The organism is Micromonospora sp. NPDC049060, assembly GCF_040649055.1.
GTDB classification, from domain to species: Bacteria; Actinomycetota; Actinomycetes; order Mycobacteriales; family Micromonosporaceae; genus Micromonospora; species Micromonospora reichwaldensis.
Map to the genome: position 1 here is coordinate 16579 of NZ_JBEZEV010000026.1, position 23538 is coordinate 40116.

Annotated in this window: 8 protein-coding genes; 1 reads left to right on the forward strand and 7 read right to left on the reverse strand. The window is 75.0% G+C overall.

Annotation, left to right across the window (positions count from 1 at the left end):
- Positions 1–45 precede the first annotated feature (45 nt).
- The 7 genes from AB0B83_RS13015 to AB0B83_RS13045 form a co-directional block, all read right to left on the reverse strand.
- Positions 46–1215, reverse strand: a complete 1170-nt coding sequence (locus AB0B83_RS13015) for an MFS transporter (RefSeq protein WP_357578326.1) — start codon at positions 1213–1215, stop codon at positions 46–48.
- 585 nt (positions 1216–1800) lie between these two features.
- Positions 1801–2658, reverse strand: coding sequence for a family 3 encapsulin nanocompartment shell protein (locus tag AB0B83_RS13020; RefSeq protein ID WP_357578327.1), 858 nt, complete (start codon positions 2656–2658; stop codon positions 1801–1803).
- Positions 2655–3392, reverse strand: coding sequence for a hypothetical protein (locus tag AB0B83_RS13025; RefSeq protein ID WP_357578328.1), 738 nt, complete (start codon positions 3390–3392; stop codon positions 2655–2657). The genes AB0B83_RS13020 and AB0B83_RS13025 overlap by 4 nt, the downstream gene beginning before the upstream one ends.
- Positions 3393–3450: 58 nt before the next feature.
- A complete protein-coding gene (locus AB0B83_RS13030) occupies positions 3451–4434 on the reverse strand; it encodes an aldo/keto reductase (protein ID WP_357578329.1) in 984 nt (327 codons plus the stop codon).
- A gap of 44 nt (positions 4435–4478) precedes the next feature.
- A complete protein-coding gene (locus AB0B83_RS13035; protein ID WP_357578330.1) occupies positions 4479–7604 on the reverse strand; it encodes a non-ribosomal peptide synthetase in 3126 nt (1041 codons plus the stop codon).
- Between the two features lie 448 nt (positions 7605–8052).
- Positions 8053–9621, reverse strand: coding sequence for a fatty acid--CoA ligase (locus tag AB0B83_RS13040; protein ID WP_357578331.1), 1569 nt, complete (start codon positions 9619–9621; stop codon positions 8053–8055).
- A 37-nt stretch (positions 9622–9658) separates the two neighbouring features.
- Positions 9659–9841, reverse strand: a complete 183-nt coding sequence (locus AB0B83_RS13045; RefSeq protein WP_357578332.1) for a hypothetical protein — start codon at positions 9839–9841, stop codon at positions 9659–9661.
- A gap of 547 nt (positions 9842–10388) precedes the next feature.
- Between AB0B83_RS13045 and AB0B83_RS13050 the strand changes: the two genes are divergently transcribed.
- Positions 10389–23360 (forward strand): SDR family NAD(P)-dependent oxidoreductase, encoded by a 12972-nt coding sequence (locus tag AB0B83_RS13050; protein WP_357578333.1) that lies wholly within the window; start codon positions 10389–10391, stop codon positions 23358–23360.
- Positions 23361–23538 lie beyond the last annotated feature (178 nt).

Here is a 23538-nt window from a genome sequence, read left to right on the forward strand (position 1 = left end):
CGCCGCCAACCTCATGATCAGCGGAGCATGGGGATGGGCGGGAAGTCAGCCGGAGTGTTGGTTCAACGGGGAGCGGCGGGGCAGCATCGTCCACGCCGAGAGGGCCGCCGACAGCAGCGCCGCCAGCAGCATCACCTGGAAGACCGCCGGATAGCCGGCCATGCTGGCGACCAGGCCGGCCAGCGGCGCCCCGGCCACCAGGCCGATGTCCCAGAACGAGGTGAACGCGCCGAGCGCCGTCCCCTGGTGGGCCGGGTCCGTACGGTTGATCACCAACAGTGCCAGCGCCGGGAAGAGCAGCGAGAGCCCGGCGCCGATCACCAGCCCGCCGAGGACCGCGACCAGCAGGTTCGGCGCGACCGCGACCAGGAGCAGCCCCACCGCCTCCACCAGGGCCGACCCGACGGCCACCCGGCCGGCGCCGAGCTTGTCGGGCAGCCCGCCCACGACGAGCCGGACCCCCACGTAGGTGAAGCCGAACGCGTTGAACGCGACGATGCCGTTCTCGATGCCCCGCTCCGCCATGTGCAGGGCCACGAACGCGGCCAGCGCGGCGTAGCCGAACCCGGCCAGGGAGAGCGCGACGCCGGGCGCCACCGCGCTGCGCGGCAGGATGCCGGCCCGGCCCGCCGGGCTCGCCTGCTGCGGCCGCGGCCGGGTGGCGACGAGCGCGGCCCCGACGGCCGCCGCCAGGACCGCGAACAGCCACACCGCCGGATAACCGGAGGTACGCAGCAGCACCGCGCCGAGCAGGGCGCCCAGCGTGATGCCCAGCCACATGTAGATGCCGTACAGGCCGACGACGCGGCCCCGCCGGTCGGCCGGCGCCAGCGCCACCAGCCAGGCCGCGCCTGCGGTGTAGACGGCCGCCTCACCGATCCCGTGCAGGACCCGGACGCCGACAAGCACGCCGACGTTGCCGGCCACCAGGTAGGCCGCCCCGGCGGCGGCGCACACCACCGCCCCGCCCAGCATCACCGTCCGGTACCCGTGCCGGTCGCCGACCCTGCCGGCGATGGGCCGGGCGATCACGGCGGAGACCGCGATCGCGGCGATCACCACCCCCACCTGGACCCGGTTGCCGCCCAGCTCGTCGAGGACGTAGAACGGCAGCACCGCCAGGGACGCGCCCACGCCGAGCAGGCACAGGAAGATCGCGGCGAAGAGCGGGACGATGGGCCGGTAGAACGATAGTTTCCCGCCGGTCGTGGTCATGCGGTGACGCTCCTAGCCCCGTGTTCCGAAGGCGCTGCTGGGCGGTGAGGCGGTCCGGCGTCGCGGTTGCCGACGCAGGTCGAGATCCTCAGTGGATCGACCAACGACCAGGCAGACCGAGGCCGACCGGGCACCTCGCGCTCAGGATAGCGGCATCGAAGCGGAACGATCCAATCGGCGACTCAAGACCGTCGCCGACGGCTGCACCACCACCTGGGTCCGCGACCCCTCAACCGGGTCCGCGAACGCACCAGCCCCGGCGGCAGCCTGCTGACGAAGCAGCCCCGGGGCGATCGGCACGTAGAGCGCGGCGATGCGCGCGGAGCAGCCCCGCACCTCAAGGCGCCGTGTTCGCGATTAGCCGTCATGGTGTCCGTCGGCGGAAGTGTCCGCACGTGGGACGCTGTCGAGCTGATGTCGCAGACGGTTCACCGCCGTCTGGGGCCACACTGGCCCGGACGGCGCCTGATGTCACAGACGACTCAGCTCGACAGCGTCACACACACCCTCCCGCCCCGGACCGGCTCGGCGGCCACCACCGGCCACGCAGCACGGACCACCCGCCCAAGGCGGTATGACGAGGCGCTAGGCCGGTACTACGTGGAAGAAGTGGGTCGGCAGGTGCACCGCCAGTCCCTCGTGGATCTCGGCACAGACGGCCGGGCCGTCGGTCGACAGGGTGCCGGGCGGCGGGGTGTCGACGCGGATCGCGGACCGTCCGGCGTCCAGCAGACGGGCCGCCATCGCGAAGTCGCCCACCACCGCCTCGCCCGGCGCCACCATCCGCGTACGGCTGATCTGGACGCCGTTGCGGGTCAGGTCCGTCAGGAGGGAGCCCTTCCCGAGCAGGTGGGTGTAGTAGTCCCGCGGGTTGACGATCATCGCGTGCGGGGTGGCCCCGGTCTGCTCGATCTCGTCGCAGGCCGCGAGCAGGCCGCTGAGCCAGTCGTGCCGGTACGGCAGCCGCCCGATCTCCGGGTGCCGCAGCAGGCCGCCCTCGCCGATGGTCAGCGCCTGGTTCTCGGCCGTGGCGAGGCGGACCAGCAGCCGGTAGTCGATGAAGGAGGCAAGCGCCTCCGGGTCGTCGGCGAGCTCCTCGGGGATGCGCACCCAGGCGCGGATCGGGTGCACCCCGGCGGAGGCGGTGCCGAACCGGAAGGCGGCCTCCCGGCGCAGGACCGACTCGTGCACGGCGGCGGCCTCGCCCGCGTCGGGCCGGCCCTCGGACCAGAACCGGACCGGCTCCATGCCGACCGGCCGCTTGCGGAACAGGTTGCGCACGGTCACCCGGGGGCGTTCCTTGGTCGGCTGGAAGGCGTCCGTGATGGTGTAGTCGAAGCGCACCTCGGCGCCGGCGGGATCGTCGGCGTACGCGCGGGCGAACAGCTCACCGGGCGACAGCGTCGACGGCGCGGTCACGGGTGGCGCGGTGGTGATGGTCATGAGTCCTCCCCGATGGAGATGGCGTGCCGGATCAGCCGCTCGTAGAAGGGCTGGTGGTAGTCGTGGTACGACCGCAGGGTGTCGTTGTTGGCGACGGTCGTCTCGAAGGACTTCTCGACCGGCGAGAAGCCCGAGGTGCGTTCGACGTCGAGGTGCCACTTGCGCGTACGCCGCCACTCGGTGCGCTCCCCCGGCGCCCAGTTCAGCGCCTCGGGCAGGAAGGGCAGCCCCACGGCCTCGCACCAGGCCGACACCGTCTCCCCCGGGTGCCGCAGCAGGTCCTCGGCCCGGATCACCACCGGCGGCCGGTGCGCGGTCCGGCTGACCAGGTCGTACAGCTCCCACTGGTGCTCGTAGCCGATCTCCGGGCAGGTCACCGTCGGCTTGATCGCGTAGTGCGAGCTGATCGCGCGGGCCGGCTCCCGGACGATGAAGGTGTGCGTGACGTCGGCGATCGCCCCGGGATCGGCGAACAGGTGCCGGTAGCGGTATTCGAGCGTGTCCTTGACGAAGACGGTCCGGTCCCGGCCCAGCTCCGTCAGGTGCGCGACGACCTCGGCCGCGTCGGTCACGGTGACGGTGCCGCCGTCGGCGGTTGGCAGCTCGACGTGCCCCTCGTCGACGAGGGTGACCAGGGGCTCGTGGACGACCGTGACGTCGCCGCGGGCGATCATCATGCGCAGGAACGCGGTGGAGAGCGCCCGGGGGTGCGCCCACATGGCGATCACCGGCATGCCGGCCTCCCGTACCGCGTCTCCCGCCGCCGTGGGGCGGCGCCGCGGTGGGGCGCGCTCACTGCGACCACGACGTCGGCTTGCGGTCCCACCGGTGGCCGCGCAGCGTGTCCAGCAGCCCGGCGTCCAGCGGTACGCCGTCGCTGACGGCCAGGTTGGCGCGGACGTGCTCGGCGCGGCGCATGCCGGGGATCACCGTGCTCACCGCCGGGTGGTGCAGGATGAACCGCAGCGCCAGCTCCGGCATGGTCATCCCCGCCGGCACGTCGGCGGCCAGCCGCTCGGCGCGCTCCACGCTGGGCAGCAGGTTCTCCGGCCCGAAGTACGTGCTGCGCCAGTCCTCCTCCGGCCAGGTGCTGTCGGCGGTCAGCGTGCCGGTCAGCGTCCCCTCGTCGAACGGGACGCGGGCGATGATCGCGATGTCGTCGCGCTGGGCGCGCGGGAACAGCTCGTCCTCCGGCGCCTGGTCGAAGACGTTGTAGATGACCTGCACGACGTCGATCAGGCCGGTGTCGAGGGCGGCGTGGCAGTTCGTCGGCTCCCACCGGTTGACGCTGATCCCGACGCCGTCGACCACGCCCTCCCGCTTGAGGTCCGCGACGGCCTCCTGCCAGCGGCCGTCGGCGGCCCACCGGTCCTCCCAGACGTGGAACTGGAGCAGGTCGATCCGGTCCACGCCGAGGTTCTCGAGGCTGCGGTGGGTGAACTCGCGGATGTGCTCGGCCGGGAAGACGTCGTCCAGGGTGTCCTGGGGGCCGGGCGGCCACTCGCGGTTCTTCGGCGGGATCTTGGTGGCCAGGTACAGCCGGCGGTCCGGGTGCCGGCGCACCAGGCCGCCGAGGAGCTGCTCACTGACGCCCCGCCCGTAGACCCAGGCGGTGTCGAAGAAGTTGCAGCCCCGTTCCACCGCCTCGTCCAGGCAGGCCGGCGCGGTGTCGTAGTCCCAGCCGGTGAAGCCGCCGGGTCCGCCCCCGATGCCCCACATCCCGTACCCGACCTCGCTGACCTGCCAGCCGAGCCGACCCATCCTGCGGTATCGCATTCCACTCCCTCATCCGTGCCGGAAATCGCGTCGCGCGCGACCGTTCACCCTGGTCCCGCCGGCAGCAGCAGCCGGTCGGCCTCCCGCCCCTCGTGCGCGCCCAGCCAGGCGCGGTAGGCGCCGACGGACGGGCCGAGCCGGTGGTCGGTGAAGCCCCGGCGGCGTTCCAGCTCGGCGCAGCCGTCGCGCCGGAAGAGCCGGGGGTTGTCGGTGAGCAGCGTCGCGAAGACCGCGCGCAGCCGCTCCTCGTCGGCGCCCGCGCCGGGCGGGAAGAGGGCCAGCAGCACGGCGGCGTCGCGGTCGCCCCCGTCCGCCGCCTCGCGCAGCCCCGCCAGGAACCGCGCGCAGCTCACCCGGGGCAGGGCGTCCGCGCCGCCCAGCGGCAGGTCGGTGAAGTCGACGCTCACCGGGTGCAGGACATGCAGCGTGCCGCCCCACTGGCGCGGGTCGACGACCGTGGCGACGATCCGCCGGGCGGCCCAGTCCACCGGCGTCCAGTCGGAGCGCACGGGCGCGTCGGGCCGCATCCCCAGCCGGTGGCAGGCCGCCAGCAGCAGGTGGGTCAGGGCCCGGGGGTTGGGGTGGCCGTCGTCGGCCGCGGGCATCACCTCGCCGAGGCGCAGCACGGTGACGGTCGCGCCACGCCGCCGGGCGTCGTCGAGGTACCGCTCCGCCACCCACTTCGACCGGCTGTAGCCGCTCGTCGGCGGGACGGCGAGGGCCGGGTCGTACGTCTCGGGCAGCGGCTGCGGATGGCGGGCGGCCTCACTGTCGAGGACGCCGAGGGTGGAGACGTGGTGCAGCGGCTTCGGCCGTCCCGTCAGGCACAGCCGCAGCAGCTCGGCGGTGCCGAGGACGTTCGCGGCGCGGTGGGCCCGGTAGTCGAACAGGAAGTTGACGAGCGCCCCGGCGTGCAGCACGAGGTCGCAGTCGTGGGCCAGCCGGTCCCACGCCTGCGGGGTCAGGCCGAGGGCCGGGCTGCCGAGGTCGGCCGCGTACGCGTGCAGGCGCGGGTCGTGGCCGGGCCGCCACAGGCCCCGCTCGGCCAGCGCGCCGACGACGCGGGCGGTGGCCTCGGCGTCGTCGGCCGCGCGGGCCAGGCACAGCACCCGGACGTCGGTGGTGGCGAGCAGCTCGTGCACCAGGCGCGCGCCGACGAAGCCGGTGGCCCCGGTGACCAGGACCGTACGCGGCGCCCGGCGCCGGCCGACGGGGCGTACGGGCAGGTCGGCCGGGATCTTCGCGTCCCGCTCCACCAGCTCGTCCTCGGTCTCGGTGGGATCGGCCGTGCGCAGCCGTACGGCGAGCGCCCGGGCGAGCCGGGTGGCGCTGCGGTGGGTGAACAGGTCCTGCACGCCGACGCGCAGGCTCTGGTCCGCGCCGAGGGCGGTGACCGCGTCGAGGGCCTGGAGCGAGTCGCCCCCGGCGTCGAGGAAGTCGGTGTCGGGGTCGAGGTCGGGCCGGCCGAGGACCGTCCGGAACACCCCCAGCACCCGGTCGGCCAGCGTCCGCGCCTCGGCGGGCGCGGCCGACGGGCGGGTCCGGTCGGCGAGCGTACGGTCCAGCCATGCCTCCAGCGCCTGCCGGTCGACCTTGCCGTTGCCGGTCAGCGGCAGCGCGTCGCGCACGACGACGTGCCGGGGCACGTGGGTGCGGGGCAGCAGCCCGCGCAGGTGCGCCCGCACCAGCGGCTCGGTCACCTCGGGGTCGGCGGCGAGGAAGAGGGCCAGCGACTTCCCCCGGTGCTCGCGGGCCAGCAGCACCTTCGCGAGCCGTACGCCGGCCAGCCGGGTGGCGGCGGTCTCGATCTCGCCCGCCTCGATCCGGACGCCGTTGACCTTGAGCTGGTGGTCGCGGCGGCCGGCGAAGTGCAGCCGGCCGTCGGGGGCGATCCGGCCGAGGTCGCCGGTGCGGTAGAGCCGGGCACCCGGGATGCCGGGCAGCGGGTTGGGCACGAACACCTCGGCGGTGCGGGCCGGATCGCCGAGGTAGCCCTCGCCCAGGCAGACGCCGCCGATGACGATCTCGCCGGTCTCCCCCGGCGGCAGGGGGCGCAGCTCGTCGTCCACGACGGCGGCGTGGCAGTTGTCGATGGGGCGGCCGATGGGGATGACGTCACCGTCGCCGCGGGCGACGGTGTGGAAGATCATTCCGATCGACGCCTCGGTCGGGCCGTAGCCGTTGGTGACCGCCACGCCCGGGACCAACTCGACCAGCCGGTGCACCGCCCAGGGGTCGATCTCCTCGCCGCCGACGATCACGTTGCGCAGCGAGGCGACGGCGCGCCGGGCCGCCGGGTCCCGGTCCAGGACCGACACCAGCGCGCCGAGCACGCTCGGCACGAAGTCGGTCATCGTGACGGTCTCGTCGGCGATGGTGCGGATGGTCCGCTCGACGTCGAGGAACCCGCCCTCGACCGGCACCACGGTGCGGCCACCTGTGGTCAGCGGCCAGAACATCTGCCACACCGACGAGTCGAAGGTGTGCCGGCTGTTCTGGAGCACCACCTCGTCGCCGGTCGCCGCGAAGTGCCGCGTCATGAACCGCAGCCGGTTGGCGATGCCGTCGTGCCGGTTCAGTGCGCACTTCGGGGTGCCGGTGGTGCCGGAGGTGAAGATGCCGTAGATCAGGTCGGCCGGGCCGATCGGCACGCCGGGCCGACGGCGGGTCGGGACGATCTCGTCGAGGTCGACGGGCAGGCAGGGGATGTCGCCGGTGTCGGGACGCGGGCCGGTGCCGCGTACCACCGCGAGCCGGGGCCGCACCTCCCGCAGCGCGGCGTGCAGCCGGTCCGCCGGCCAGCCGGGATCGACGGGCACGAAGGCCGCGCCGAGCTTCATCAGCGCCAGGTCGACGACGGGCAGTTCGAGCCCGTCGGCGATCAGGACGGGCACCACGTCGCCCCGCCGGACGCCCCGCCCCGCGAGGGCGGCGGCGACGCCGTTGGCCAGGTCGTCGAGTTCGCGGTACGTCAGCGAGCGGCCCCGGAACGACACCGCCCGGCGGTGCGGGTGCCGGTCGACGCGCTCCTCGACCATGCCGGGCACGGCCAGGAAGGGCCGGTCGTCGTACGCCTTCCCGGCGGCCCCCGCGGTGGTGGCGGTGCACCGGCAGGTGGGCCCGTCGGAGACGGGAACCGCCGCCGCGGATCCGGTGTCGCCCGCCCTCATCACGCCTCCTGTCCCCGTGCCCGAAGGCCTGTCGTCATGCTGCGTACGGGACGAATCCGACCCGACGCGCAGCAAGGGTAGTTATCGGCGCCGGTCGATGCCCTCGCTGCTGGTCATGGACACTAGAGGGCCGATCGATGGGAGGGAATATGCAACTTTCTGCTACATCGATTCCCGTCACTTGGAAGTGGTGACCGCGCTCCCCGCGCGCCGCCCGTCCGGCGGGCAGGCCTCCCACCAGGGAATCCTCCGCCCACCTGGCGGCGTACGCGGAGATTCCACGCTGGACCGTCGGCCACGCGCGGAGGCGTACCGGCGGGACGGACCGACGCCCCCGGCACGCGACGAGCAGGCTCGATGACGGACGGTAGCCAGTGACGCGCGGACCGTTCGGGCCGGTGCAGCGGGTCACGGGTGTCCCGCTCGCCGACCACCGCCGTCATCGCGATCAGCTCACCCGGCGGTCGTGCCCCTGCCAGAAACGCTCCCGCAGCTCGCGGCGCAGGATCTTCCCGCTGGGGTTGCGCGGCACCCGGTCGATGAACTCGTAGTGCAGCGGCTGCTTGAAGCCGGCGAGCTGGCCGCGCAGGTGCAGCGCCAGGTCGCGTTCGGTGAGCTGCTGCCCCTCCACCGGCACCACGAACGCGTAGACGGCCTCGCCCCAGCGTTCGTCCGGCACCCCGACGACCGCCGACTCGGCGACCAGCGGGTGTCGGCTGATCACGTTCTCGACCTCGACCGGGTAGACGTTCTCCCCCGAGACGATGATCATGTCCTTGATCCGGTCCCGGATGTACAGGTAACCGTCCTCGTCCAGCAAGCCGGCGTCCCCGGTGACGACCCAGCCGTCGACAAGCGTCTTCGCCGTGGCCTCCGGCAGGTTCCAGTACTCCACCATCACGCCGGGCGAACGCAGCCAGACCTCGCCGACCTCGCCAGCCGGCAGCGGGTCGCCCTTGTCGTCCACGATCTTGACCTCGAAGCCCGGGTACGGCAGCCCCGCCGACTGCATCTTGCCGCCGTCCGGGGTGTGGTCGGCCGGGGGCAGGCAGACGGCGGAGTTGCCGGTCTCGGTCAGACCGTAGATCTGGGCGAACTCGCAGCCGAAGCCCTCGATGCAGCGGGCCAGCAGCGCCGTCGAGATGGGCGCGCTGCCGTAGACGATCTTCCGCAGCGAGGCGAAGCCCGCCTTGGTGACGCCGGGCTCCGCGAGCAGCAGTCGCAGCATCGAGGGCACCGCGAGGATGGTGGTGACGCGCAGCGATCTGATCAGCTCGACCGCGCCCGCAGTGTTGAACTCGCGCATCAGGACGTTCGTGGCGCCCGCGGCGAACCCCATCGCCGCCCACGACAGGCCGCCGATGTGGAAACCGCCGTTGCAGAGCAGGCTGACGTCGCTCTCGCGCAGGTCGAGCCAGTCCAGGTTCTCCGAGGCGAGCCCGTCGCGTACCGCGAAGAAGCTGCGGTGCGCCAGGACGACGCCCTTCGGCAGCCCCGTCGTGCCGCTGGTGTACATCTGCGCCAGCGGCGTGTCGGACGTGACCTTGGCCAGCACGTTCGCGTCCGGCTGCGCCGACACCCAGGCCGCGAAGCCGGCGCGGGCCACGCCGTCGGCGTCCAGCGCGACCACCTGCCGCAGCATCGGCAGCTCCGGCGCCAGCTTCTCGGCGACGGGGGTCGAATCGGCGTCGACGAAGAGCAGGGCGGCGCCGGAGTCACGCAGGATGTGCTCGACCTCGCCGGCGGCCAACCGCCAGTTGATCGGCACGAACACCACGCCGATCTTCGCGGCGCCGAAGAGCAGGTCGTAGAAGTGCTCGGACTCCTTGCCGAGGTAGGCGACGCGGTCCCCGGGGCGCAGGCCCGCCGCCTGGAGGCCGCGCGCCACCTGGTTGCTGACGCGGTGCAGGGTGGCGTAGTCGACGCGCCGGCCCTCGCAGATGATCGCGACGGCTTCCGGCTGCTGGGCGGCGTGCCGGCGTGCCACGTCGACGAGCGTGCGCAACTGAACGGTCACCAAGTCCTCCTCAGTGGACGTACGGGGTGGGGGCGGCTCACGCCGCGTCGGCCTGGGAACGCATGCCGGGCGGGCTGACCGGCGCCATCCGCACCTCGCACCCGGCGATGCCGCCGTCGTCGTCCGGGAGACGCCGGGGCAGGTCGACGATCTGGACGGACTCGCCCTCCGCACTCGCCAGCCCATCGGCCGCGCTGTGCCTGGCCCGCGACGTCGTCATCGCCGTTTCTCCTTGCGCACGAGTGCGAACTGAACGTAATCAGCGCGCGTCCATCACCCGGTAACAGCGGAAGAACTGGCCCACGGGCCCGATTCGGACCTCCCGTACCCGTGAGTGCAGGCGTGACCCGCACCAACGGCGGTCGTCCCGGCAGTTACCCGAGCGTGGACGGGCTGGGGGCACCATGAGCGCGCGGGCGGTCCCTCCCGCCCGGCGCACCGCATCCGACAGCGATTCCTTCCGAGCGATCACAGCGAGGACGACATGGCGGACACGTGCCCGGTGCACGGGCATCGGCAGCTGATGGACGACGACCACTTCGCGCGCCCGTACGCGGCGTACGACGCCCCGAAGCGGTTCCCCCACCCGCCCTCCGGGAGCTGTGCACCCGCTTCCCGGACATCGGCCTCGCCGCCCCCCGGGAGTCGCTGAAGGTCAGGCGTACGCCGCTGGTGCCCGCCCTGGTGTCCCTTCCGGTCACGGTCCTGAGCGCATCCCCACCCACGGTCCGCATCACCACTGCTATCCGACAAGAGGTTGTTGAACCATGCCGCGTACCGATCTGCTCCGGCCCCTGCCCGAACTGCTCCGGACCAACGCCGACCGGTCCGGCAACCAGGTCGCGTACGCCGACTCGCGGCGGAACGTGACCCACGCGGAGCTGGAGATACGGACGGCGCGGCTCGCCGGCCACCTCGCCGACCTCGGCGTGTGGCCGGCGGACCGCGTCGTCGTCCTGCTCGACGGGGTCACGGCGGTGGAGGGCGCCCTCGCCGTCGTCCGGGCCGGCGGCATCGCGGTGCCGCTGGACCCGGCCCTGGACGACGCCGAGCTGGCCCGGCTGGTCGAGGACGCCGGCGCCGACGCGGTCATCACCGACGCGGCGAACGCGGCGCGGGTGTCCGTGTCGGTCCTCGTCGTCGACGGCGGGCACGACGGCGACGGGCACTCGTTCGAGGAGCTGGCGACGACCGACCCGGCGTCGCCGCCCCAGGACGACGCCGGCCTCGACGACCTGGCGTTCCTCACCTGGACGGCGGGAACGACCGGCCGCCGCAAGGGCGTGCTGTCCACGCAGCGCAACGCGCTGTGGCCCGCCGCCGCGGCGACGTACGTGGCCGGACTCGGGTGGACAGCGGACGACCGGGTGCTGTGGATGCTGCCCGTGCACGCCTGCTTCGGGCAGCTCCTCGCCGCCACCGCGGCGGGGGCGTCGGTACGCCTCGCCGGCGGCCTCTCCCCCGACGAGCTGCGGGCCGCGCTCGCCGCGCAGGGCAGCACCGTGCTGGTGGGCGCCGGCGCGACGCACCGCGCCCTGCTGGACGCCCCGGGCCCCGACCCACGGGGGGTACGGATCGCGCTGGCCGTCGGACCCGTGGACCCGGCGCTGCGCGGGCCCTTCGAGGCCGCGTTCGCCGCGCCGCTGCTCACCGGCTACGTGACCACCGAGACGTCCGGCCTGATCGCGGTGAGCTGGCCGGGCGGCGACGCGGAGCGACGCTGCCTGCCCCTGCCGGGCCTGAGCGTGCGGGTGGTCGACCCCGCATCGGGCGCCGACCTGGGCCCCGGGCAGGAGGGTGAGGTCTGGGTCAGCGGCCCGAACGTGATGGCCGGCGGCTACCACGACCTCGCCGCCGAGACGGCCGAGGCACTGCGCGGCGGCTGGTACCGCACCGGCGACCTGGCCCGCCGCGACGACTCCGGGCACCTGACGGTCACCGGCCGGCTGGCCGACGCGGTCGAGGTCGACGGCGAGCGGGTCCGGCTGGACCGGATCGACGCGGTGCTGCGCGCCGCGGCGGGGGTGGCCGACGCGGCGGCCCTCGCCGGGCCCGACGGTCCGGTCGCGTTCGTCGTCGGGTCCGACGTGGACGCCGCCGGCCTGCTGGCGCGGTGCCGCGCGGAACTGCCCGCCGCGGCCGTGCCGGTCGAGACGTACCTGGTGCGGGAGATCCCCCGCACCGCCCTCGGCAGCCCCGCCCGGCACCGGCTCCCCGAGCTGCCCGCCCGCCTGATCGGCGCGGCCGGATCGCTGCCCGACCGGCTGCACGCGCTGCGCTGGGAGCCGGCACCGGAACCCGACTCCGGATCGGACCCCGGTCGGCTCGCCTGGGCGGTCGTGGGCCCGCCCGAGCTGACCGCCGACCTCACCGACGACGACCTCACCGTCGACAGCTACCCCGACCACACCGCGCTGTCCGAGCTGCTGGCGCGGGTGCTCGACGAGGACCACCCGGCGGACTCGCGCCTGGTCGTACTGACCCGGGGCGGCCTGCACGGCGACGACGCGGCGGCCCCCGGGCAGGCCGCCGCCTGGGCGCTCGCGCGGGCCCACCAGCTCCGCCGCCCCGGCCGGCTCGTGCTCGTCGACGCCGACCGGGTCGGTGCCGAGGAGCTGCGCGCGGCCGTGGCCTGCGGCGAGGACGTGCTGGCCGTACGCGAGGGCGAACTGCTCGTGCCCCGGTACGCGGACGTCCCCGCCCTGCCCGGCGGCGCACCGCTGCGGGGCACGGTCGTGCTCGTCGCCCGGTCGTACGACGCGGCGCTCACCCGCCACCTCGTGGCGGCCCACGACGTACGCGAACTGGTCCTGGTGGGGCCGGACGACGTGCCGGCGGGCGCCCCGGCGGAGCTGGCGGCGTTCGGCGCCGAGGTCTGCGTGCACCCGGACGTGCCGTTCGCCCCGGAGACGCTGGCGGCCGTGCTCGGCGACCGGCCGGTCACCACCGTCGCGGCGGTGGACCTCACGGTCACCGAGACGCTGGCCCTGCACACCGCGCCGCTCGGGCACGCCCCGGCCAACCTCGTGCTGCTCACCGACGGCCGCGACGTCGCCGCCACCGTCGCCGCCGACGCGCTGGTGCGGCACCGGCGCGCGCTCGGCCTGCCCGGCGTCTCCGTGGCGTGGAGCGCGCCGGGCTTCGCCCGGCCCCCCGCGGCACGACGAAGCGCCCTTCTCGACGCCGCACTGGCTGCGGGCGAGCCCTGCGTCGTCGCCGCGCGCCCCGTGCTGGCCGCCGACGCCGGCACCGACGGCGCCGGCAACGCCCTGGCCGAGCGGCTGCTGGCGTCCCCGGCGGACGACCGGCTCGGCCTGCTGCGCGACCTCGTACGGGCCGCGACCGGCGAGGTCCTGGGCGACCAGGCGCCCGCGACGATCGACGGCGAGACGCCGTTCCGCCAGCTCGGCTACGACTCGCTCATCGCCGTGCAGCTGCGCAACCGGCTCTGCGCCGCGACCGGCCTCAGCCTGCCGGCGAGCCTGGTCTTCGACTACCCGACGCCGGACATCCTCGCCAGCCACCTGCTCGACGCCCTGGGGTTGGGCACGGCCGAGGCGGCGCCGGCCACGGTCGAGTCGTACGACGAGAGCGAGCCGATCGCGATCGTCGGCATGGCCTGCCGCTACCCGGGCGGCATCACCTCCCCGGACGACCTGTGGCGGGTGGTCGCGGACGGCACCGACGTCATCGGCGAGTTCCCCACCAACCGCGGCTGGGACCTCGCGGCGCTGTTCGCGGGCGACGGCCCGGGCACGTGCAACGCGACCGCCGGCGGCTTCCTGCACGACGCGGACGAGTTCGACGCGGAGTTCTTCGGCATCAGCCCCCGCGAGGCGCTGGCGATGGACCCGCAGCAGCGGGTGTTCCTGGAGACCGCGTGGGAGGCGCTGGAGCACGCCGGCATCCCGCCGACCTCGATGCGCGGCAGCGACACCGCCGTCTTCACGGGCCTGCACGTGCAGAACTACGGCCGGCTCGGGCACAGCGAGGAGGACGGGGTCGACGGCCACCTCATCACCGGCACCGCGAGCAGCGTGGCGTCCGGCCGGGTCGCGTACGCCCTGGGCCTGGAGGGCCAGGCGATGACCGTCGACACCGCCTGCTCGGCGTCGCTGGTCGCCCTGCACCTGGCCGTACGCGCGCTGCGCTCCGGCGAGTGCGCGATGGCCCTGGCGGGCGGCGTGACCGTGATGGCCGGCACGGAGACCTTCACCGAGTTCTCCCGGCAGAACGGCCTCTCCCCCGACGGGCGGTGCAAGGCGTTCTCCGACGACGCCGACGGCACCGGCTGGGGCGAGGGCGTCGGCGTGCTGGTGGTGGAGCGGCTCTCCGACGCCCGCCGCAACGGCCACCGCGTCCTGGCGGTCGTCCGCGGCTCGGCCGTCAACCAGGACGGCGCCTCCAACGGCCTCACCGCCCCCAACGGCCCCTCGCAGCAGCGGGTCATCCGCGCCGCGCTCGCCAACGCGGGCCTCGCACCCGGCGAGGTGGACGCGCTGGAGGCGCACGGCACCGGCACGTCCCTGGGCGACCCCATCGAGGCCCAGGCGATCCTCGCCACCTACGGCCAGGGCCGCGAACAGCCGCTCCGGCTCGGCTCGCTCAAGTCCAACATCGGCCACACGCAGGCCGCCGCCGGCGTCGGCGGCGTGATCAAGATGGTCCTCGCCCTGCGCAACGGGCTGCTGCCGCGCACCCTGCACGTCTCGGAGCCGAGCCGCAAGGTGGACTGGTCGGCCGGCGCGGTGTCGCTGCTGACCGAGCCGGTCGCGTGGCCCGCCGGCGACCGGCCGCGCCGGGCCGCCGTCTCGTCGTTCGGGATGAGCGGCACGAACGCGCACGTGATCATCGAGGAGCCGCCCGCCGCCGACGCCCCGGCCGCCGACGCCCCCGCCGCACCGCCGGTGCTGCCGTTGCTGCTGTCGGCGCGCTCCGAGCAGGCGGTACGGGAGCAGGCCCGCCGGCTGCACGAGCACCTCGCCGACCGGCCCGGGCTGTCGGTCGCCGACGTCGGCCGGTCCCTCGTCACCACCCGGGTCGCCTTCGGCCACCGGGCCGCGGTCACCGGCGCCACCCGGCAGGACCTGCTCGACGGCCTCGCCGCCCTCGCCGCCGGTCAGGGCACCGCCGACGTGCTCACCGGCACCGCCCGCCCCGGCGGGCTGGCGTTCCTGTTCACCGGTACGGGCGCCCAGTACCTCGGCATGGGCACCGAACTCGCCGCCGCGTACCCCGTCTTCGCGGACGCCTTCGACGAGGCCTGCGCCGAGCTGGACCGGCACCTGGACAAGCCGGTACGCGAGATCATCCGCAGCGACGACCTGCACCGGTTCGCGTACACGCAGCCGGCCCTGTTCGCCTTCGAGGTCGCCCTCCACCGGCTCGTCGAGTCGTGGGGCATCCGCCCCGACTTCGTGGCGGGGCACTCCCTCGGCGAGCTCTCCGCCGCGTACGTGGCCGGGGTCTGGTCGCTCGCCGACGCCGCGAAGCTCGTCGCCGCCCGCGCCACCCTCATGGCGGCCCTGCCCCTGGGCGGCGTGATGGTCGCCGTGCAGGCCACCGAGGAGCAGGTCACCCCGTACCTCAGTGAGCAGGTCGGCATCGCCGCCATCAACACCCCCACCGACCTGGTCATCTCCGGCGACGAGGCCGCCACCCTCGCCGCCGCCGAGCAGCTCGCCGCGCTCGGGCACAAGACCAAGCGGCTGCCGATCCCGCTGGGCGCCCACTCCCACCTGATGGACCCGATGCTCGACGACTACCGGGCCGTCGCCGCGTCCATCACCCACCACGAACCCCGCATCGGGCTGATCTCCACGGTCGACGGCCAGCCGCTGCGCTCCACGCCCGAGCACTGGGTCACCCAGGTCCGCCGGGCCGTACGCTTCCACGACGCCGTCGCCGCCCTCACCGCCGACGGCCGCGTCGAGACCTTCCTCGAGATCGGCCCCGACACCGTCCTGGCCACCACCACCGGCGACGCCACCGGCATCGCCACCATGCGCCGGGGGCAGCCGGAGACGCACAGCCTCGCCCGGGCCGTCGGCCACCTCTTCACCGTCGGGACGAGCCCGGACGCCGACGCCTACTTCCCCGGCGCTCGCGAGGTGCCGCTGCCGACGTACCCGTTCCAGCGGAGGTCGTACTGGCTGCGGCCCACGGCCGGGAGCGACGTGGGCGCGGCCGGCCTCACCGCGGCGCGCCACCCGCTGCTCGGCGCGGTGCTGGGCGTCGTCGACACCGACCGGCTCGTGCTCACCGGGCGGCTCTCCCTGCGCGAGCAGCCGTGGCTGGTCGACCACGCCGTCCTCGACACGGTCCTGCTGCCCGGCACCGCGTTCCTCGAACTGGCCGCGCACGCCGCCGAGCACACCGGCAGCGGCACGATCGAGGAACTCACCCTCCAGACCCCGCTGACCCTGACCGAGGAGCAGCGGGTCAACCTCCAGGTGTGGGTCGGCCGACCCGACGAGCAGGGCCGCCGCGAGTTCGGCGTGTACTCCCAGCCGGCCGGGCAGCCGCCGGGCGCGGAGTGGACGTGCCACGCCTCGGGCACGCTGGCCGACGCACCCGCGCCGGCCCCGGTGCTGGAGGAGTGGCCGCCACCCGGCGCGGAGCCCGTCGAGGTCGGCGACTTCTACGGCTGGCTGCTGGCGCGCGGATTCTGCTACGGGCCCGCCTTCCAGGGCGTCCAGGAGGTGTGGCGGCGCGGCGACGAGCTGTTCGCCCGGGCCACCCTGCGCACCGAGGACGAGCCGGCAGCCGTGCGCTACGGCGTACACCCGGCGCTGCTCGACGCCGCCATGCACCCGCTCGTACTGCACCTCGACGGCGGCGGGAACCCGGGCGGCCGGGCCTGGCTGCCCTTCTCCTGGCGGGGGGTGCGGCTGCACCGCCGGGGGGCCTCGGCGCTGCGGGTCCGGCTGACCCCGGCCGGCGAGAACACCCTGCGGGTGAGCACCACCGACGACGACGGCAACCCGGTGCTGAGCGCCGACGCGGTAGCGGTCCGGCCGGTCACGACGGACGGCCTGGCCGGCGCGAGCGGCCCCACCGCCGCGCTGTACCGCACGGACTGGGTGCCCGTGGCCGCCCCGACCGGCACCGGCACGCCCGACGTCGAGGTGTTCCGGGTCGAGGCGGGCGACACCGCCGACGCCGTACGACAGTCCCTCCACGACACGCTGGCGACGCTTCAGCGGGCCGCGGCCGGCACCGCGCGGCTGGCCGTGGTCACCCGCGGCGGCGACCTCGCGGGCGCGGCGGCGTGGGGCATGGTCCGCTCCGCCCAGACCGAGCACCCGGACCGCTTCGTCCTCGTCGAGACCGACGGCACCGACAAGTCGGAGCGCGCCCTCGCCGCCGCGTTCGCCACCGGGGAGCCGCAGCTCGCCGTCCGCGACGGGGCGCTGACGGTGCCGCGGCTCGCCCGGCACGCCGCCACCACCCCGGACGGCGCGCTGTTCGACGCGACGGGGTCCGTCCTGATCACCGGTGGCACCGGAACGCTCGGCGCCGCGCTCGCCCGCCACCTGGTCACCCGGCACGGCGCGGAGCACCTGGTCCTCGCCTCCCGCCGGGGCCTGGACGCGCCGGGCGCCGCCGCGTTGGCCGAGGAGCTGACCGCCCTCGGCGCCATCACGGTCGACGTCGTCGCGTGCGACACCGCCGACCGCGAGGCGCTGTCGGCGCTGCTCGACGGGCTCGCCCGGCCGCTGGTGGGCGTGGTGCACACCGCGGGCGTGCTCGACGACGGCATCCTGGAGTCGCTCACGCCCGACCGCCTCGACGCCGTCCTGCGACCCAAGCTCGACGCCGCGCTCAACCTGCACGAGCTGGCCGGCGACGTCGACCTGTTCGTGCTCTACTCCTCCGTCGCGAGCGTCATCGGCACCGCGGGGCAGGCGAACTACGCGGCGGCGAACGCGTTCCTCGACGCCCTGGCCGCACAGCGCCGGGCCGAGGGCCGGGCCGCCACCTCGCTGTCCTGGGGCCTGTGGGGCGAGGCCAGCGCAATGACCAGCCAGCTCGGCGAGACCGACCTGGCCCGCATCGCGCGCGGCGGCCTCCTCCCGCACAGCGTCGAGGAAGGGCTCGCGCTGTTCGACGCCGCGTGCCGCTCCGACCTGGCGCACCTGGTGCCCGTCACCATCGACGTCGCCGCGGTACGCGCCGCCACGAACGCCGCGCCGCCGCTGCACGGCCTGGCCAGGGTGCCGCGCCGGCGGCAGGCCGCGACCCGGCCGGGCGCCACCGCGCTGGCCCGCGAGCTGGCCGGGCGCAGCGAGGAGGAGCAGCGCGGGCTGCTGCTCGACATCGTGCGTACGCAGGTCGCGACCGTGCTCGCCCAGCCGGACGCGGACGCCGTCTCCGTGACCGAACCGTTCCGCCAGCTCGGCTTCGACTCGCTGATGGCCGTCGAGCTGCGCAACCGGCTCAACACCGCGACGGGGCTGCGCCTGCCCGCGACGCTGACATTCGACTACCCCACCCCGGACGCCCTCGTCGAGTACCTGCGGGGCGAGCTGGGCGACCGGGAGGACGAACCGCGCCCCGTCGTGGCGGCGGTCGCCGCCCGCCCCACCGACGAGCCCATCGCGATCGTCGGCATGGCCTGCCGCTACCCCGGCGGCGTCACCTCACCCGACGAGCTGTGGCAGCTGCTGCTCGACGGGCGGGAGGGCATCAGCGGCTTCCCGACCGACCGCGGCTGGTCGCTGGACACGCTGTTCGACCCCGACCCGGACACCCCCGGCACCAGCTACGTCGACCGGGGCGGGTTCCTGCTCGACGCGGCCGGGTTCGACGCGGAGTTCTTCGGCATCAGCCCCCGCGAGGCGCTGGCGATGGACCCGCAGCAGCGGATCTTCCTGGAGACCTGCTCGGCGGCGCTGGAGAACGCAGGCCTCCGGCCGGACGCGCTGCGCGGCTCACCCACCGGCGTGTTCACCGGCCTCATGACGCACGACTACGCCGCCGGGGCGAGCGCCGTACCCGACGGTGTCGAGGGGTTCCTGGGCACCGGAACCGCGGGCAGCGTCGCCTCGGGCAGGGTGGCGTACACGTTCGGGCTGGAGGGGCCGGCGGTCACCGTCGACACCGCCTGCTCGTCATCGCTGGTCGCCCTGCACCTCGCCGTGCAGGCGCTGCGCTCCGGCGAGTGCTCCCTCGCGCTGACCGGCGGCGTGACAGTCATGTCCACCCCCAGCCTGTACGTCGAGTTCTCCAAGCAGCGGGGCCTCGCCCGCGACGGCCGGTGCAAGTCGTTCGCCGCCGCCGCGGACGGCACCGGCTGGGCGGAGGGCGTCGGCGTGCTGGTCGTCGAGCGGCTCTCCGACGCCCGCCGCAACGGCCACCGCGTCCTGGCGGTCGTCCGCGGCTCGGCCGTCAACCAGGACGGCGCCTCCAACGGGCTCACCGCCCCCAACGGGCCCTCGCAGCAGCGGGTCATCCGGTCGGCGCTGGCCAACGCCGGGCTGTCGGCCGACCAGGTGGACGCCATCGAGGCGCACGGCACCGGCACTTCCCTGGGCGACCCCATCGAGGCCCAGGCCATCCTCGCCACCTACGGCCAGGACCGCGAACGCCCGCTCTGGTTGGGCTCGCTCAAGTCCAACATCGGCCACGCCCAGGCCGCCGCCGGCGTCGGCGGGGTCATCAAGATGGTCCTCGCCCTGCGGCACGGGCTGCTGCCGCGCACCCTGCACGTCGACGAGCCGTCGCCGAAGGTCGACTGGTCGGCGGGCTCGGTCGCGCTGCTGACCGAGCCGGCCGAGTGGCAGCGCAACGGCCACCCGCGCCGCGCCGGGGTGTCCTCGTTCGGCGTCAGCGGCACGAACGCGCACGTGATCATCGAGGAGCCCCCCGCCGAGGCCGACAGCGCCGACGCCGGCACGCCGCCGCAGGCCCTGCCGTGGCTGCTGTCCGCCCGCTCGGAGCAGGCCCTGCGGGAACAGGCCCGCCGCCTGTACGACCACCTCGCGGCCCGCCCCGAACTGCCGGACGCCGACGTCGCGCGCTCCCTGGCCGCCCGGGTCCGGTTCACGCAGCGGGCCGCCGTCGTCGGGACCGACAGGCGGGAACTCCTCGACGGCCTCGCCGCGCTGGCCGCCGGCCAGGAGGCCGCCAACCTGGTCACCGGCACCCCCGGAGCCGGCAGGTTGGCGTTCCTGTTCACCGGGCAGGGCGCCCAGCGACTGGGCATGGGCAGCGAACTCGCCGCCGCGTACCCCGTCTTCGCCGCCGCCTTCGACGAGGTCTGCGCCGCCCTCGACGCGCACCTCGACCAACCGCTGCGCAAGGTCATCGACACCGACGAGGTGCACCAGACCGGCTACACCCAACCCGCCCTGTTCGCCTTCGAGGTCGCCCTCTACCGGCTCCTCGAATCCTGGGGCATCCGCCCCGACCACCTCGCCGGACACTCCATCGGCGAACTCGCCGCCGCCCACGTCGCCGGCGTCTGGGACCTCGCCGACGCCGCGAAGCTCGTCGCCGCCCGCGCCACGCTCATGCAGGCCCTCCCCACCGGGGGCGCCATGGTCGCCGTGCAGGCCACCGAGGAACAGGTCACCCCGTACCTCACCGACGTGGTCGGCGTCGCCGCCGTCAACACCGGCACCGACCTCGTCCTCTCCGGCGACGAGGCCGCCACCCTCGCGGCCGCCGAGGCACTCGCCGCGCAGGGCCACCGGACGAAGCGGCTCACCGTCTCCCACGCCTTCCACTCCCACCTGATGGACCCCGTCCTCGACGAGTACCGCGCCGTCGCCGACTCCATCACCCACCGGGAGCCCACCGTTCCCGTCATCTCCACCGTCGACGGCCGACCGCTGCGCTCCACCCCCGACCACTGGGTCACCCAACTGCGCCACACCGTCCGCTTCCACGAGGCCGTCGAGGCTCTCGCCGGCACGCACCACGTCGGCACCTTCCTCGAGATCGGCCCCGACACCGTCCTCGCCACGGCCGCCGCCACCGGCGACGCCACCACCATCGCCGCCACCCGCCGGGGACAACCCGAGACCGCGACCCTCGGCAGGGCCGTCGGGCGACTCTTCACCGCCGGGGCCGGCCCCGACGCCGGCGCGTACCGGGCGGGCGCCCGCGAGGTGGAGCTGCCGACGTACCCGTTCCAGCACCAGCGGTACTGGCTGGTCCCCGACGAGGGGCCGGCGGACGCCGCCGGGCTCGGGCTCGGGGCGGCGGACCATCCGCTGCTCGGCGCGGTGCTGGCGCTCGCCGACTCCCAGCGGAGCGTGCTCACCGGCCGGCTCTCCCTGCGCGAACAGCCCTGGCTCGCCGACCACGCCGTCCTGGGTACGGTCCTGCTGCCGGGTGCCGCGTTCGTCGAACTCGCGCGGCGGGCCGCCGAGCACGTCGACCTCGACCGCGTCGAGGAGCTGACCCTGCACGCGCCGCTGGTGCTGCCGGCCGACGGCGCGGTACGGGTGCAGGTGGAGGTCGGGGAACCCGACGAGGCCGGGCGCCGGCCGCTGCGGGTGCACTCCCGGCGCGAGGACGCGCTCGACGACGAGCCGTGGACGCAGCACGCGAGCGGCCTGCTCGACACCGCCGCGGAGCCCGAGACCGGCTGGGCCGGTGAGTGGCCCCCCGCCGACGCCGTCCCCGCGCCGGTCGAGGAACTGTACGACCGCATCGCCGACCTCGGCGTCGACTACGGCCCCGCGTTCCGGGGACTGGTGGCGGCCTGGCGGCGCGGCGACGAACTGCTCGCGGAGGTCGCGCTCCCCGTCGACGCGCCGGCGGGCCGCTTCGGACTGCATCCGGCGCTGCTGGACGCGGCCCTGCACCCGATCTCCCTGGCCACCGGGGCCGACGGTCCGCTGCGCCTGCCGTTCAGCTGGCACGGCGTACGGGTGCTGACCACCGGGGCGACGGCCCTGCGGGTGCGGATCACGCCCACCGCCGGCGACGCGTACGCCCTGGCGCTCGCCGACGCCACCGGCATGCCGGTGGCCACGGTCGAGTCCCTGGTCGCGCGCCCGGTGACCATCGAGCAGCTGCGCTCCAGCGCCGGTCCGGACGGGCTGCACCGGTTGGAGTGGCAGCCCGTCCCCACGCCCGTGGCCCCCGCTGGCGCCTTCGACGTGTTCCAGGTCGGGACCGGCACGGACGCCGAGGCGGTACGGGCCGCCGTGCACGACGCGCTCGCGGCGGTCCAGGAGTGGCTGCCCGGCGACCGCTCCCCGCTGGTGTTCGTGTCGCAGGGTGCGACCGACGGCACGAACCCGGCGGGCGCGGCGGTCTGGGGCCTGGTCCGCTCGGCGCAGACCGAGCATCCCGATCGTTTCGTCCTCGTCGACACCGACGACCCGGCTCTCGTCGGCGCGGCCGTCGCGACCGGCGAGCCGCAGGTCGCCGTACGCGACGGGATGCCGACCGTGCCGCGCCTCGCAACCTTCGCGGCCACCTCGGACCGCCGCCTGTTCGACCCGGCGGGCGCCGTGCTCGTCACCGGCGGCACCGGCGCCCTGGGCGCGGAACTGGCCCGCCACCTGGTCACCGCGCACGGTGCGCGGCACCTCGTGCTGACCTCCCGTCGTGGCCCGGCCGCGCCGGGCGCCGCGGAGCTGACGGCCGAGCTGGAGTCGCTGGGCGCCAGGATCACGGTCGCCGCCTGCGACGCCGCCGACCGGACCGCGCTGGCGGAACTCCTGGCGTCCCTGCCCGACCTGGTCGGCGTCGTGCACGCCGCGGGCGTGCTGGACGACGGTACGGTCGAGTCGCTCACGCCGGAACGGGTGGACTCGGTGCTGCGGGCGAAGGTCGACGCGGCGCTGAACCTGCACGAGCTGGCCGGCGACGTCGAGCTGTTCGTGCTGTTCTCCTCGGCGACCGGGGTGCTGGGCACGGCCGGCCAGGCGAACTACGCGGCGGCGAACGCCTTCCTGGACGCGCTCGCCGCACGCCGTCGGGCGTCCGGCCGCACGGCGACCTCGCTGGCCTGGGGCCTGTGGCGCAGCGGTGGCGCGATGACCGGTGGGCTCACCGAGGCCGACCTCGCCCGCATCGGACGCACCGGCGTGCGGGCGCACACCGTCGAGGAGGGGCTCGCGCTGTTCGACGCGGCCTGCCGGACCGACGAGCCGTGCCTGGTCCCGATCAGGTTGGACGTGGGTGTCCTGCGCACGAGCACGTCCGCGCCGGCACCGCTACGCTCCTTCACCCGCCCCCGGCGCGCCTCCTCGGCCGGCAGCGCGGCGTCGCTGTCCAGCCGGCTGGCCGGCCTCGCCGAGCCGGAGCAGCGCGAGGTGCTGCTGACCCTGGTACGCACGAACGTGGCCGCCGTGCTGGCCCACGACTCGGTGGAGACCATCGCGGCGGACCAGGCGTTCAAGCAGTTGGGCTTCGACTCGCTGACGGCGGTGGAGCTGCGCAACCGGCTCAACCAGGCCACCGGCCTGCGGATGCCGGCGACGCTGACGTTCGACCACCCCACGCCCGCGGCGCTCGTGGAGCACCTGATCGGGGAGCTGGGCGGCAACCAGGCGCAGCTCAACCTGCGTACCCTCGTCGACAGCATCGCCAGGGTCGAGGCGACGCTGGAGCTGGTGGACGCGACGCAGACGGCGGAGACGGACATCGCCGCTGCCCTGCAACGGCTGCTGACCAGGTGGCGCGACAAGTCCAGCCCGGCCCAGGCCACGGACCTCGCCTCGGTCACGGCGGACGACCTGTTCGACATCCTGGACAGCGAGCTGGACAACGCCTGACCCCGGGCGAGCCACGACCGCCCCCCACCCCGACGCACGTCGGGGTGGGGGGCTGGTCCGTTACGGGACGCACGAGACACCCGCCGGGGCCGCATCCGCCCGGACCGGAAGCAGCCCGTCCGGACCGGGAAAGGCCCACCGGCCCCGGGGGGTACCCGGGGCTGGCGGGCCGATCGAG

Excerpts from the sequence above, each read along its gene's own strand:
- AB0B83_RS13015 (WP_357578326.1), bottom strand. The coding sequence starts at position 1,215 with ATGACCACGACCGGCGGGAAACTATCGTTCTACCGGCCCATCGTCCCG.
- AB0B83_RS13020 (WP_357578327.1), bottom strand. The coding sequence starts at position 2,658 with ATGACCATCACCACCGCGCCACCCGTGACCGCGCCGTCGACGCTGTCG.
- AB0B83_RS13025 (WP_357578328.1), bottom strand. The coding sequence starts at position 3,392 with ATGCCGGTGATCGCCATGTGGGCGCACCCCCGGGCGCTCTCCACCGCG.
- AB0B83_RS13030 (WP_357578329.1), bottom strand. The coding sequence starts at position 4,434 with ATGCGATACCGCAGGATGGGTCGGCTCGGCTGGCAGGTCAGCGAGGTC.
- AB0B83_RS13035 (WP_357578330.1), bottom strand. The coding sequence starts at position 7,604 with ATGAGGGCGGGCGACACCGGATCCGCGGCGGCGGTTCCCGTCTCCGAC.
- AB0B83_RS13045 (WP_357578332.1), bottom strand. The coding sequence starts at position 9,841 with ATGACGACGTCGCGGGCCAGGCACAGCGCGGCCGATGGGCTGGCGAGT.
- AB0B83_RS13050 (WP_357578333.1), top strand. The coding sequence starts at position 10,389 with ATGCCGCGTACCGATCTGCTCCGGCCCCTGCCCGAACTGCTCCGGACC.